This window comes from Empedobacter brevis NBRC 14943 = ATCC 43319, assembly GCF_000382425.1.
In the GTDB taxonomy this organism is placed as follows: domain Bacteria; phylum Bacteroidota; class Bacteroidia; order Flavobacteriales; family Weeksellaceae; genus Empedobacter; species Empedobacter brevis.
Map to the genome: position 1 here is coordinate 1 of NZ_KB908295.1, position 14,257 is coordinate 14,257.

Annotated in this window: 11 protein-coding genes and 1 tRNA gene; 11 read left to right on the plus strand and 1 reads right to left on the minus strand. The window is 30.3% G+C overall.

Annotation, left to right across the window (positions count from 1 at the left end; translation table 11 throughout):
* Positions 1-20: 20 nt before the first annotated feature.
* Positions 21-93 (plus strand) — tRNA-Lys (locus H277_RS0108590).
* A 138-nt stretch (positions 94-231) separates the two neighbouring features.
* Entirely contained in the window at positions 232-3,351 is a 3,120-nt protein-coding gene (locus tag H277_RS18845; RefSeq protein ID WP_019975180.1) for an AsmA family protein, read from the plus strand.
* Between the two features lie 32 nt (positions 3,352-3,383).
* Here the strand turns inward: H277_RS18845 and H277_RS0108600 are convergent, their stop codons facing one another.
* Entirely contained in the window at positions 3,384-4,907 is a 1,524-nt protein-coding gene (locus H277_RS0108600; RefSeq protein ID WP_019975181.1) for a toxin-antitoxin system YwqK family antitoxin, read from the minus strand.
* 182 nt (positions 4,908-5,089) lie between these two features.
* On the opposite strand from H277_RS0108600, the gene H277_RS0108605 reads away from it, so the two are divergent.
* The 9 genes from H277_RS0108605 (at position 5,090) to H277_RS0108645 (ending at position 14,242) form a co-directional block, all read left to right on the plus strand.
* Entirely contained in the window at positions 5,090-5,662 is a 573-nt protein-coding gene (locus H277_RS0108605; RefSeq protein ID WP_019975182.1) for a DUF2306 domain-containing protein, read from the plus strand.
* Entirely contained in the window at positions 5,659-6,588 is a 930-nt protein-coding gene (locus tag H277_RS0108610) for a YARHG domain-containing protein (protein WP_019975183.1), read from the plus strand. The genes H277_RS0108605 and H277_RS0108610 overlap by 4 nt, the downstream gene beginning before the upstream one ends.
* 232 nt (positions 6,589-6,820) lie before the next feature.
* Positions 6,821-7,864, plus strand: coding sequence for an acyltransferase family protein (locus tag H277_RS0108615; protein WP_019975184.1), 1,044 nt, complete (start codon positions 6,821-6,823; stop codon positions 7,862-7,864).
* A gap of 35 nt (positions 7,865-7,899) precedes the next feature.
* A complete protein-coding gene (locus H277_RS19710; RefSeq protein WP_019975185.1) occupies positions 7,900-8,682 on the plus strand; it encodes a hypothetical protein in 783 nt (260 codons plus the stop codon).
* Between the two features lie 5 nt (positions 8,683-8,687).
* The gene (locus tag H277_RS0108625) at positions 8,688-8,984 is read left to right on the plus strand and encodes a hypothetical protein (protein WP_146810525.1); all 297 of its coding nucleotides are present in this window, start codon (positions 8,688-8,690) and stop codon (positions 8,982-8,984) included.
* Between the two features lie 35 nt (positions 8,985-9,019).
* Positions 9,020-11,251 carry an RHS repeat domain-containing protein gene (locus H277_RS0108630; protein ID WP_026357496.1) on the plus strand — a complete coding sequence of 744 codons (2,232 nt, stop codon included), beginning with the start codon at positions 9,020-9,022 and terminating at the stop codon, positions 11,249-11,251.
* Positions 11,252-11,307: 56 nt separating this feature from the next.
* On the plus strand, positions 11,308-11,763 hold the full coding sequence (locus tag H277_RS0108635; protein ID WP_026357497.1) for a hypothetical protein: 456 nt from the start codon (positions 11,308-11,310) through the stop codon (positions 11,761-11,763).
* Positions 11,764-11,883: 120 nt separating this feature from the next.
* Positions 11,884-13,824, plus strand: coding sequence for an RHS repeat-associated core domain-containing protein (locus H277_RS19715; RefSeq protein WP_051094538.1), 1,941 nt, complete (start codon positions 11,884-11,886; stop codon positions 13,822-13,824).
* Positions 13,817-14,242 (plus strand): hypothetical protein, encoded by a 426-nt coding sequence (locus tag H277_RS0108645; protein ID WP_019975187.1) that lies wholly within the window; start codon positions 13,817-13,819, stop codon positions 14,240-14,242. The genes H277_RS19715 and H277_RS0108645 overlap by 8 nt, the downstream gene beginning before the upstream one ends.
* The last annotated feature ends 15 nt before the right edge of the window (positions 14,243-14,257 follow it).

Consider the following 14,257-nt stretch of genomic DNA (forward strand, 5'->3'; position numbering starts at 1 on the left):
CAATAACACTCCAAAACGGAGACCTGGTAGCTCAGTTGGTAGAGCACAACACTTTTAATGTTGGGGTCCTGGGTTCGAGCCCCAGCCAGGTCACAAGAAGCCAAACAGTATTGTTTGGCTTTTTTTATGCAAAAAATAGAAATAAATAGGACAAATTTTTGGTAAAATAAATGTTGGATTATTTTCTATTAAAACCTATTCTCAGTTACTTTGTTCAACCGATTTTAAATTATGAAAAAGAAGAAAACGATTCTTTCCAAACTATTGAAAGTTATGAAAATAACCGGAATAACCTTGGGTGGAGTTGCCTTAGCTTTATATGTCTCTCCTTATTTTTTTAAGGAGCAAATTAATGATGGGATAAAAGAAGTCGCGAAAAATTATATCAAAACGGAAGTTGATTTTAAAGATTTGGACATTTCTTTTTTCAATCACTTTCCTAAATTGACAGTTACTTTAACAGATTCATCAATTAAAGGTTCAGTGCCATATCAAACAGAAAATTTGATTTCGGCAAAAGAAATTGCGCTTGGAGTAGATGTTAAAACATTGTTTAGTGATAAAATTATTTTTAATGAATTATTTATTCAGCACGCGGACATCAAGCTGAAAGTAGATAGTTTAGGGAAAACGAATTTTGATATAGTTGTTCCTTCTGATGAGGCAGATCAACAAGAGTCAAATGTAGGGTTGGCATTGAATAATTTCAAAATATCCGATTCTAATTTCTTGTACGATGATAAATCTTCGACCACGTTTTTAAAGCTTGATGAATTTGATTACGATGGATTGATTGATTATTCGAATAATCAGTTGACATTGAATGCGAGTACGTCTATCAAAAATGTAAACTTTAGTTTTGATGTGCAAAAATATGTTAAGAATTTGCCATTGAAAGGTAAGATCAATTCAAAAATAGATCTGAAAAATTTATCATTTTATTTTACGGAAAATAACTTGGAATTAGGGCAATTTCCTTTTTCGTTGAGAGGTTCTTTATTGATGCCGGACGAAAACAAAGTTTTTGATTTAACGATAGCTTCGGATAAGAATGATTTAAAATATATTCCGGCAATTATTCCGGAAGCTTATCAAGAATGGGCAAAAGATGTGGAGATGAAAGGTTCGTCGAAAATCCTTTTTACGATGAAAGGCATCATGAATGTGGAGACAAATCAAAATCCGGATATTCATATTGATGTAAAGGTTGATGATGGTTGGCTAAATTATAAGAAATCGTCCTCTCCGATAAAAAATATAAATCTTGTTTCTACCATTGACCTACAGGGATTGGATCCTGAAAAAATGCGCGTAAAGGTCGAAAATCTTGATTTTAAACTTTTGGAGGGAACTACAAAAACAAACTTTACGTATTGGGCAGGGAGAACTCTATTTTCTGAAGGAGTAATTGAGTCAACAGTTGATTTGGAAGCTTTAAAAAATGCGACAGGTTTTCAAAGGATTGATGCAAAAGGAATTTTGAATCTTGAAGGAAATTGGAAAGGCTCTATTGTTCAAACGGCTAAAAATCCGATGCAGAAAATTCCGACATTTTACCTAAAAGCAAATTTAGAAAAAGGATATTTCAAGATGCGTGAAATGCCGGCAGCATTAGAACATATTAATTTGAATATGACCATGCAAAACAAGGATGGAAATTATAAAAATACGTCTGTTCTAGTTCATCAAATTGATGCAAAAGCGATGGATAACTTTATGATTGGACGGCTTGAGTTGAAAAACTTAAATAATTTCCCGATTGATGCTGATTTTGGAGCAAAAATTCATCTGGAGGATATTTACAAAATTTATCCTGTGAAGAATGTTGATATGCGCGGCGATTTGTATGTAAAAATGAAAGCAAACGGAACGTATGAACCAAAACGTAAGAGAGTACCTGTTTCGAATACAATTGTAAAATTGAAGAATGGTTACCTCAAATTGAAGGAATATCCAAATTTACCTTTAGAGAACATGACGGTTGAAACACATATTAAATCGGGTAGAGGATCGTTTAATGATTTATCAATAGATGTATTGCCAATATCTTTTACTTTGGCAGGAAAACCATTTAAAGTCAATGCGAATCTTAAAAATCTAAATAATTTAGATTATCGTGTACATTCGAAAGGAGAATTGAACTTAGCGAATTTGTACAAATTATTTCCGGTTGAAGGATTGGATGTTGCCGGAATTATAGAAACTAATTTTGGAGTAAAAGGAACCAATGGAGCCCCTTTAGAAAGTTTGGAGAACAAAGGATATGTGAAGATTCAGAACATTAAGATCAATACAAAATTCTTTCCAAGCAAATTTGTCGTAAAAGAAGGTGACTTTAGATTTGAAGGAAGTCATTTAACTTTCAAAGATGTTAAAGCCCGCTATAAACGAAATGTTTTTGTGTTTGACGGAAATGTTTCGAATTATATTAACTATGCTTTAAAGGAGAACGAAACTTTAAAAGGGAATATAAATTTTACAACTAATCGTGTCAATATTGATGATTTTATGGCATTTAATACAGGAACTACAGCTTCTAATTCTGTTTCTGCGGAAGAAGGTGTTGTGTTGTTGCCGAAAAATGTTGAATTATTGATAAAAGGACAAGCACATGAAGTTTTATTCAAAGATATTGTACTTCAGAATTTCAATGGAGATTTAGCTTTGAACCAAGGAAATTTGGCACTGCAAAATACGACGTTTAATTTAATTGGTTCTCAATTTACCATGAATGGAAATTATATTCCGGTAAATGCAAAGAAGGCGAAGTTTAATTTCAATGTCAAAGCTAATAATTTTGATATTCAGCGCGCATACCATGAAATTACGCTATTTAGAGAATTGGTAAGTGCTGCGGAAAAAGCACATGGAAAAGTTTCGATGGATTATCATCTACAAGGTGATTTGGGAGCAGATATGTTTCCGAAGATGAAGACCATAAAAGGAGAAGGTGATTTTACTTTAGAAGAGATTAAGTTTTTAGGTTTTAAGGTTTTTAATGCTGTTGCAGAAAAAACGTCAACTGATGCACTGCATGATGCAAATGTGAAGAAAGTGACGATTAAAACAAAGATTGAAAACAATGTGATGACCATTCATCGGACGAAGTTTAAAATTGCAGGTTTCCGCCCTCGAATAGAGGGACAAGTTACATTGGACGGTTATATGAATCTTGGAATGCGACTTGGTTTACCGCCATTCGGAATTATTGGAATTCCAATCAAAATAACCGGTCCGTCTGACACTTTTGAGGTAGAAGTTGGAAAATACCGCAAAGAAGAGTTGGATGAATCGGATGATGAATTTGGTGAGTACCAAAAATCGTTAGAAGAGGAGAAAGCCAAGCAGTAATGTTTGGCTTTTTTATGATAGAATAGAATTAATTATTTCTTTCTTATTTCATTTTCAAGTTGGTCTAAAACGTTCTTGAAATCTAAATTTTTGATGCTATAATAGTTAATATAATTAGAGATTATAGAGTTAACAATAAATTCCTTATTTATAGTTCCATATTCTAATCCTTCTTTTGTAGACTTAGATAATTTGAAGTTTCCTTCATTTGAGTTAAAATCATATAAATAGTAAATTTCCATATCGTTTGGTTTTTCATTATAAAAACTAGAATTTGAAGTTTCATTCTTGAAGTAAATGTAAAATTTGAATGGATTAATATTTTTATTACAAAACATAGTGGACTTATCTTCTGCTGAGTATCTACAGTTGTTGTCTTTTATAAAATCATCATTATTTATCCCAGAGTATTCAGAGATAGGGACGTATCTTGCAGTTGCAAATCGAGCAGGATATATGTAATCATATTGAATTAATTTTTCGATAATAGTTTGCGTATTCTTAGTAGGATTATTTATATTATATCTTTCTCTAAGATTAGATTCTTTATAAAATGGTATAACTTCTCTGATATAGGTTGTTGTGTCAGTTATTAAGTCACTATTTTTTATTGTTTCAATTATTTTATTACCATCATTATCATATATAATCCAATCGCCAAATGGCTGATCATTTTTATAAAATGCTTTAGCAAGAGTTTTATTATTTATTATAAAATTCCAGTTTTCAATATCATTAACTAATTGAATATTTATTTTAAAATCAAGATATACCTCTGAAATAATTCCACTTTTTAGAATGTCATTATCAAAATTGAAGTCAATTATTAAATCATTATTGTTGTTATATTGCTTATAATTACCATGATAAATACCATCAATTTTATTATAATCTTTTTTTAGATTATCAGTTTTATTTAATAATTTATTACTTTCATTAAAATATTCAAAGCAATTTCCGTTTTGGAAACCATTTCTTGCAACACCTTTGTATATGGGATTTCCATAATAATTGTTGAAAAGATAACTACCATTGATAATTCCGTTAGAATATTGGTTTTGTAATTCAATCAAATTTTTTGCATAGTACGAAACAGCATCTCCTTCAAATTTATCGTTTAAAAATGTAGCAGATTGAGAAATTTCATTATTAGGAAAATAAGCTCTATAATCTCCGTTTTTCAAATTATTTTTATAATTAGCTTTATATTTAATATTTCCATTAGAATAATATTCAATATAATTACCTTCTATTAAATTGTTTTTGAAATTAATCTCTTGTATTAATCTCCCATTTGAGCTATACCAAATAGATTTTCCTTCATATTCAAAGGGTTCTATATTTGTTTTTGAATATCCTATGAATTGTAATTGGTCGTTTTCTATATAATAATCTTTTATTTCATAAAGATTATTTTTTGTTTCTGTTATTGTTCGGTAATAACTTGCATGTTTTTTTTGAGTTTTATTCCATTCAAAATCAAAGTATTGTTTTTTTTGAGAAAATGAAAATGATGAAAAAATAAGAAAAAGTAAAAAAGGTAAAGAATGTTTCATTTTTTATAAATTTGAAACCAAAATACAATTTTTTTATAATAAATAGTGATTGCGAATCATCAATAAAAAGTGTTATTTTTAAGTTCTAAAACGAAAATATTCTGAAACTTACACGTTCTATAAAAGATATTTCTTGGTGGAAAATTTGTTTATTTTTCATTTGGCTTTATTTATTCGGATTAATGCTTCAAATTACGTTGCGTTATATTCCGATATCGTCAGAGGTTTCGTTTTTAGCCATCAAACAAGATGAGGTTACAACCATTCCGAGTTATTTAACCATATTTTATATTCATGTTTATTCGGCGATATTTACGCTACTTTTTGGTGTCGTGCAATTCGTGAAAATAACCAATCAAAAAATCCGAAAACTACATAGATTATTTGGTCAATTTTATTTTTATATCACAGTATTTCTAGCAGCTCCGAGTGGAATTTACATTGGATTTTATGCGAATGGAGAAGTTATTGCGAAAACTGCTTTTGTAATTTTAGGAATTCTTTGGTGGTTTTTTACGGTAATAGCAGTAGTCAAAATCAAACAAAAAGATATTCGATCGCATCGAAATTTTATGCTTCGTAGCTATGCCTTAGCAATTTCGGCCCTTACGTTAAGAGCATGGAAAGTGATTTTGGTTTATTTATTTCATCCTGCACCAATGGATGTTTACCAAATTATTGCTTGGTTAGGGTTTGTTCCGAATTTAATCCTGATAGAATATTATATTTATCATACAAAACACATAAAACTATGAAAAAATTAACCCTAATTATTTGCACACTTTTTAGTATTGTAAGTTGTAAAGATGATAAAAAAGAGACGGTTAAAAATGATCATGTTAATGATACGATTTCGACTTTTCATATCGAACCAACACAAGAAGATGTTGGGCTTTGGTCAGGTCTATTTGAAGCGGATTCTGTTGATTATGAAAAAGGGGATAATTGGTCTTTGCGAAATAGAATAACTGTGGTGATTCAGAAAATAAATGATGATAATACCCTGGAAGGTTATAGTGTTTCGGCTGGGAATATCAGGCCTTTTAAAGGAGATTTAGTGAAAGAAGGAGCTTCACGTTATGTGATGGCAAACGAACCCGGTGATCATAAATACGACGGAACGTTTAAATTTAATATCTCCGAAAATGATGATTCTATTTATGGAACATGGGTTTCGAAACGCAAAGATTTACCTGTGCTTTCCCGAAAGTTTAGTTTAAAGAAAACAACGTTTAAGTACGATCCTAAAAATAAATTGGTTCAACCAAAATATGGTGAAAACGGAGAATATACAGATGAATATGATAATGTAGATTGGGTAAACTCTAAAAAGGAAAAGTATGAAGAAGAAATGGATGGCGAAGAGTACTTTATTTATGTCAATCGTGCTGCATCGAATGAAATCTATCAATTAAATGGTTCGGCGCAACAATTAACCGAAAAACAACTGAAGAATTTACATAAATTAGATTTGGAGATTATTCGCAACACAATTTATGCGCGTCATGGTTATACATTTGCGAATAGAGGGGCACGTCAGTTTTTTGATTATGTAGATTGGTATGTACCGTTATATACAAATGTTGAGAAAGAATTGTCTCCAATAGAAAAACAAAATATTGCTTTGTTAAAGCGTTTCGAAAAATATGCGACGGATAATTATGACCAATATGGACGCTAATGTTAGCGTTTAAGAGTTTATCTTAATTGACATATAACCTCAGATCAAAGCCGATTTTGATCTGAGGTTTTTTAAGTACAATTTTATTTACTGTTTTATTTCTTAGTCTGGTAAACATAAAACTTTCTAGCTATTTCTATCATAGCTTAGTGATTATTCGTGTGTGATAAAAGTCACTGTAAAAAGGTGTCTGTTATATTAACATAATTTTTAGATTTGTGCAAGACTAATCATGAAAACATTACCAAACTTAACACAACTACGATTCTTTTTAGCCTCGTTGGTTATACTGTTTCATATAGCAGAATTTTGTAAAAACAGAGGTTTTCCTTATTATAATGATTTAGCGGTTTTTTTTAAAGGAACAGAAGCTGTATATGTATTTTTTACTTTAAGTGGTTTTCTTATTATTAGAAATCTGATTCAAGAAAAAACAAGTACTGATACAATCGATCTAAAAAGATTTTATAAAAAACGAATTCTAAGGATATTTCCTCTATATTATTTGATTCTTATTTTTGGTTTTATCTACTATAACTATGTTATTGAATTATTTGGTTATTCAAATGATAATAATTATAATCTTATCCAAGGTTTATCCCTTGGTCTTACTTTTTTTGCAAACATTTTGGCAACATACAAACCTGGTGGAATTTTAGAAATTCTATGGTCTATTGCTATAGAAGAGCAATTTTACTTGCTGATAGCTCCTATATTTCTCATTATCAATAAAAAGAATATATTAAAATTTCTATTCATTTTTACTGTTGTTTATTTTATCATTTATCATATTCCGTTTTTAGATATACTTAGAAAATACAAAATGTTATTTTTTTATTTTTCTGCAGGGGGATTTTTTTCGTACATCTCTTTATATAAAGCATATAAATTAAATGCCGTCTTAAAGAGTATTATTTTGGTTCTATTTATTACTTCATTAACAACAAATATTTTTATAAATAACTTAAATGATTTATTGTATCATAGTGTTTGTACAATTATTTTTTCAAGTTCTATTTATGTATTATCATTACAACCGTATAAAATTTTAAATAATGATTGGTTAAAATATCTAGGTAAAATATCCTATGGTATTTATATGTATCATGCAATAGTGTTTCAAATTGTAGGATTTTTATTTTTGCGTTTGACTTATTTAGATCCAGTTCTATTTATTCTTCTTTTTTACTTTTCAGTTTTTACTATAACTATTTTAATTTCAGCAATATCATATAAGTATTTTGAAACAACTTTTCTTAAATTAAAAAACAAATAAATTATGGAAAAATTTACTTTACACTTCTTACTTTATTGAGTATTACTTGTTATTCTCAATATATTAATACTAGAGCAAACTCTACAAATTATAATACAACATTGAAACATTATGGTCAAGTTTCTTTAGGAGATAGAAATTTTGATAATACATGGTCTCAAGCAGCTTTACAAATTGGATATACAACTAATAAGCATGTTTTATTTGAAATGAGAAATTCTTTAGGTTTTTTGCAACTTGCTATTGCAGAAGGTGATCAGTGGTTTTCAACTAAAGCAAAAGGTGGTGATGCGATTATGAGAGTTTTGAATGGAAAGAATTTTATTTTTAATTATGGATCTAACGTATCAAATAATTCTATGCCCGGAACGGATGGTGTTCAACGCTATTTATTTAATGCAGATAATAACTCTGATATAATGAGCGTATACAATACAGGAAAAATAACTATGGGTACAGATATGTACGACCTTTCAGGATATAGATTATTTGTAAAAGATGGAATAAAAACAGAACGTCTAAAAGTAGAAGTTGCTTCTGCGAACCAATGGGCTGATCATGTTTTTAATAATGATTACAATTTAATGCCTTTAAATGAAGTTAAAACTTTTATCACAACCAATAAACATTTACCAAATATTCCTTCTGCAAAACAAATTGTTGAGGATGGAGGTATAGAACAAGGAGAATTAAACGCTAAACTTCTTGAGAAAATAGAAGAGCTAACTCTTCATTTAATTGAGCAAAATGAAAAAATGATTCAGCAGAATAAGAAGATTGAGGGATTAGAAAAACAAGTTCAAGCTTTAACGAAATAAATCATATGAGATTTTTCTCCTTTCTTTTTATGGGAATTTGTTCAATTACATTTGCCCAAAAGACAATTAATACCAATCAAGATGCAAATCAGGTTATTTATGATGATTTATCGATTAGTTTTGAGCCCGGATTTCAGGTTATTGCAACAAATCAATCAAAGTTTCATGCGTATATTGATAAAGTATATTCGAATGATCCATTAAATTTTGACTATGATTTATCCGGTAATCAAATTAAGAGGTATGTAAATATTACGGTCTCATCTTTTAAATCAAAGTCTCCGGAAAAGATGATTTTCTAAATTTTGTTCATAACGGAGGAGAATCTTCTGGAAGTATGAACCATGGAATATCATTTTTTAGGCCAAATTTAGGATCAGATTCGACAGGAAAAGTAATTTTTGGAGAACAAGAGGTTTCAAGTATAAGTCTTTTTACATCAAATAAAAAAGAACCTTTTAAAGTCATAGTAACAAATAATAATGGATTTGGAACTTATGGAGATAATTTTATAGTGTTGAAAGAAAATGGTATATGGAAAGGTAATTATAGCAAGAATCAGCAGATAGAGGGTAGGTTATCTTCTGTAAAAGAATCTAACGGTACAATTATAAATTATATAAATTATACTGAACTAGGACTAGAAAGAGGAAATAATTTTTCATATAGAATTGAAAAAAAACTTACTTACCCATATTATGTAATTCCAAAAATGCCGAGAATGTACATTGTTGATGAGCAATCAGTATATTCTTCTGGTCAAACAAAATATAAACTATTTAGATATTCAGATTTAATTGCAAATTTTAATGGTTTAGGAATTCTAGGATTCGGAGAAGTGTCTCAAAGCAGTTGGATAATAAAAAAAGGCAGAGTTGATAATGATCCTAAGCAAGCTATATGGAGTGTTTCTAAGTTTGATTATAGTAAAAGAAATGTTGAAACAGAAACAAAATCTGTTTATGCAGAAATAAGAAGTAGAGGTAGTATTTTTTCTGATTTCAAAGTTTTAAATGAATTAAATTATTTGACTACTAGTTATCAGTATAATATTCTTCCTGATAAAAGATACATACTATTGCCTCAATCAAAAATTGACAAGGATATAGTTTCCGGAGTTACAACAGCTACAACAAATACATATGATTCGTATTATAATATAGCCACTACTACTGAGACAAAAACAGCTAATGGTCAAACCTTTAAAACGACTACAACCAATACAGTAGAAAATTTACCTTCTTCTAACCCTTATATTATTGGTCGTTTAAAGAAAGAAGTTTCGAAAGTTGACGCTTATGGAGGTTCATACACTTCACAAAAAGAATATACTTATACGAATAATAATATTTCAAAAACGAAGACTACAGTTCAAAATAGTGGGAGTCAAATTATTGATTATACGTATGATACTTTTGGAAATGTTTTAACTATTACAGATAATGGTAAACAACTATCCGTGTCAACGACAGAAAGTGTAGCTGCAAGAAAAATTGAAAACATTTACGATACCAATGGTCGATTTGTTGTTAAGAAGAAAGATCTCGAAGGATATGAAACAAATTTGGAGTACAATCTGTTAGGACAGGTTATCAAAGAAACAGATAAATTTGGTGCTGTAACTTCTACTGTTTATGACAATTGGGGTAAATTATTAAACGTTACACTTACAAATTCTAGTACAACACCTGTTGTTACACAGTATCAATACGCTCGAGATACTAACGGATGGAGTATCATTTCTTTTAGTGATCAGACAAAAGATTATAAAGCTCAGTATTTTGATGCAGTAGGTAATAATATCAAAAATACAATCAAAGGATTTTCTGATGGTCAATATGTTTCTACTTCTACTGAATATGATTTCTTAGGAAGAAAATTAAGAGAAAGTCAACCTTATTTTAGTTCTCCTTCTCAATATACAACTTATGAATATGATTATTTATTACGTCCTATCAAGGTTACGAATCATACAGGTTTAGTCGCAACAAATACTTATGAAGGATTAGCAACAACCGTTGAAGGTACTCGTTCGAAGAAGATAACGAAAGATGCTGTAGGTAATACTGCTCAATTAGTGGACAACGGCACTGAAGTTATTAATTATACCTACTATCCTCATGGAGGAGTTAAAACAACAACTTATGGTTCTCATGTCATCACAACGAACTATGATGTATGGGGAAGACGTACATCATTGCTCGATCCTTCTGTAAGTTCTACGGCTTATGCTTATTCGTACACTGTTTATGATGAGATGAAGGAAGAAAAAATGCCGGAAGGTACTACAACTTATAAGTACGATAACTTTGGTAAAATAACAGAAAAAAACACAACAGGTAAATCCAATATTTCGGTAAAATATACGTATGATGCCGCTAAAAAAGGGTTACTCATTAAGGAATATGGAACAAACGAAAACAACTCGTTCTCCAATGATATTACTTATGATAATTTTTATAGAATTGCTAACAGAAACGAAGTAACTCCTCAATTTGTTTTCGGAAAACAATTCGTTTACGATGAATTCGGTAGAATTATGAATCATATGTATGGAAAAATAGCTTAAACAAAAGAGTACAAACAGTAATTCTAAATCATCAATACAATCCATACAACGGAGAGTTGAACCAATTATTGGATATCTCAAAAGGAGTTGGAAAAGTTGTTTGGAAAGCGAACGCAAAGAATGAAAGAGGACAAACTTTAAATGCAACTTTAGGAGAACTGATATCGGTAGAAAATACCTATGACATTTATGGGAATATTACGAATATCCGCAATAAAAAAGGAAACAATTGGTTGTATAGTGTAGACTATGAGTATTATTTTGATGGTCAAGTTAGTCGGGGATTATTAAAAAGAAGGTATGATTTACATTTTGGATGGGAAGAAAAGTTTACCTACGATAATTTTGATCGTTTAGTAAGTTGGTCTTCACCAAACGGACAAAATTATAATACTTATCTTACAGACGGACGTATTGATGTTAACAATCAGGTTGGAAAATATGCGTATAATGCTACGGCAAAATATAAAAAAGAATCAATTCAGTTAAATACTCCAGGTAGCGATTATTAATCGAGAAGAAAACAGCAAGACATTACCTACGATGCGTTCAAACGTCCACTGACGATTTCTGAAGAAGGAAGAGGAAACGTAGACTTTCAATATAGCATAAACGGAGGAAGATTCTATGCCTTGAAACAAGATGTATTAGCAAATAAAACAACAGAAAAATATTATTCGCAAGATGGTACCATTGAAATTACTGTCGATCAAAATGGAAATGCCAAAATTATCAACTATATCTCTTCTCCATACGATACGCCATTTTTCTATGTTACTGAGACGAATCTAAATAGTAGTATAAGTAGATCAAAAGAAGGATTTCATTATTTAGCACGTGATTTTCAAGGCTCTATTATGGCAATTTATGATGAAAATGCCAATGTCATCGAGAGAAGATTATTTGATCCTTGGGGAAATATCGTAAAAGTGCAAGACGTTAATGGAAACGTAACAGAAGGAGAAAATGCTAAACTAGTATTCTTAGATCGTGGTTATACAGGACACGAACATTTTACAGAAGTAGGCATTATTCACATGAATGGTCGTATTTACGATCCTATGTTAAAACAATTCTTAAGCCCTGATAATTTTATTCAGGATCCTGAAAACTCTCAAAATTATAACCGTTATGGATATGCATGGAATAACCCACTTCTATATACAGATCCTTCAGGAGAGGTATTTCAAATAGGGTTTGGGTTAGCTGTAGGTATAGGAGCTGCAATTGGAGCTCTAACTTATACGATTCAGGCAATTATGTCTGGTACTTTTGATTTTCGAGATTTTGCAAAAGGTATTTTTATAGGCGCTGTAAGTGGAGCCGTCTCTTTTGGAGTTGGAGAAATTGCTACAGCATTATTCAATGGGATATGTCAAGTTACAGCTACATTAACAGCTAATCAAATTGGATATATAGTAGGAGCGGCTCAAATGGTTATGCATGGTGTTTCTCAAGGAGTCATACAAGGAGTTTCTGGAGGGGCGAACTTTGGGCAGACTTTTATTAGTGCTATGATTTCCAGTGCGGTTTCCGGGGCTATACAAGGTGCAGGTAATATCGCTGGTTTAAAAGATGGAGCTTTTAGAACCATTTTATTTGGTACGGTTTCTGGTGGTATTTCTGCTGAATTAACAGGAGGAAATTTTTGGCAAGGGGCAGCTACTGGACTAATTGTTAGCGGACTGAATCATGCAGCTCATGAACTAAATAGGTATAACCTATTAAAAAAATTGGATCCATACAAACCTACTTTAGTAGAAGAATTAGCTCGTGCAGCTATGCCAAGAGCTGCAAAATTAACATATGATGCTATTACTACTGGACAAGCTCGCCATATGTATGGTCCTGATGCAGTGTCTATAGGTATAGGTGCAGAAGGAGGGGCTGTTATGGGATTTGAAGGGTCAACTGGATATATAGCTCTCTTAAGAGGTCAGGATTCCGGAATGAAAATGTATCTTGACGGAGGAACTGGTGCTATTATACCTTCTATAAGTATTACAGCAAACATAACTCAATACTTTTATTCACGATTGGTAAAAAAATTATCATTCGATACGTTTAGAGGTGATAGATGGTCACTAGGGGTGTCTCTTGATGTTGGTGCATCCATAGGTGTAGGTTACTCTAACTCAATTGATGGATTTAAAAAATATACACATGCTTATAGTTCTAGTGTAGGAACAGGACTATCTATTATGGCACTAGGACTTATTGCTACTTATGGTAGTACATGGATAAATCCTTTAATTTGCATTAAAAAATCTATGAATAATCTTTATACAAAATCAGGAGGTCTTATAATAGGCTCTATTAGAATGTCAAGTTTACTTGCTCAAATAAATATTTATGAAGACAAGTTAATAATAAATTATTTGTTTTTTTTAAAAATAATCCTTTTAAAAAAAGATATTATAGATATAATTCCATCTAACGATTTTTTTGAAAAAGGAATTAAAATTCTTCATAAAAACCCTAAATATGATTCAAAAATAATTTTCAGAGTTTCTAATCCTGATAAATTGATAGAAGAAATAAAAAAAACAGGTTTTATAAAATCAAATGATTAAATATTTATTTTTCCTAATATCATTATTAGTTTTATTAGGGTCTCAATTAATTATTGGAAATGTTTTTCATGATATTAATAATCGATTAGATTATTTTTATAAAGTAGAAATAAAAAAATGTAAAATTGAAAATACCTCCGAAGTAAAATTTACTATAGGTAAAGGTTTTTACACTCAAATGGAAACTAATTGTGGTAATTTTCCAGTTCTTATTGAAGATTATAAAAATGAATATGTTATAAAAAAAGGAACTTATATATCAAAAAAAGCTGAAACCAAAGAATTTGAGATTATATCAAATGATAAAAAATATTTATTTTATATCACTTCTTACAAAAAGTATGAGATAACAATAAGGGTCTTATCTTTTATTTCTGCTTTAGTAGTAATAATTATAACGTATTTTAAGTTCTGGTAATGCAGTAGTATTTGG

Excerpts from the sequence above, each read along its gene's own strand:
- H277_RS18845 (WP_019975180.1), top strand. The coding sequence starts at position 232 with ATGAAAAAGAAGAAAACGATTCTTTCCAAACTATTGAAAGTTATGAAA.
- H277_RS0108600 (WP_019975181.1), bottom strand. The coding sequence starts at position 4,907 with ATGAAACATTCTTTACCTTTTTTACTTTTTCTTATTTTTTCATCATTT.
- H277_RS0108605 (WP_019975182.1), top strand. The coding sequence starts at position 5,090 with ATGCTTCAAATTACGTTGCGTTATATTCCGATATCGTCAGAGGTTTCG.
- H277_RS0108610 (WP_019975183.1), top strand. The coding sequence starts at position 5,659 with ATGAAAAAATTAACCCTAATTATTTGCACACTTTTTAGTATTGTAAGT.
- H277_RS0108615 (WP_019975184.1), top strand. The coding sequence starts at position 6,821 with ATGAAAACATTACCAAACTTAACACAACTACGATTCTTTTTAGCCTCG.
- H277_RS0108625 (WP_146810525.1), top strand. The coding sequence starts at position 8,688 with ATGAGATTTTTCTCCTTTCTTTTTATGGGAATTTGTTCAATTACATTT.
- H277_RS0108630 (WP_026357496.1), top strand. The coding sequence starts at position 9,020 with ATGAACCATGGAATATCATTTTTTAGGCCAAATTTAGGATCAGATTCG.
- H277_RS0108645 (WP_019975187.1), top strand. The coding sequence starts at position 13,817 with ATGATTAAATATTTATTTTTCCTAATATCATTATTAGTTTTATTAGGG.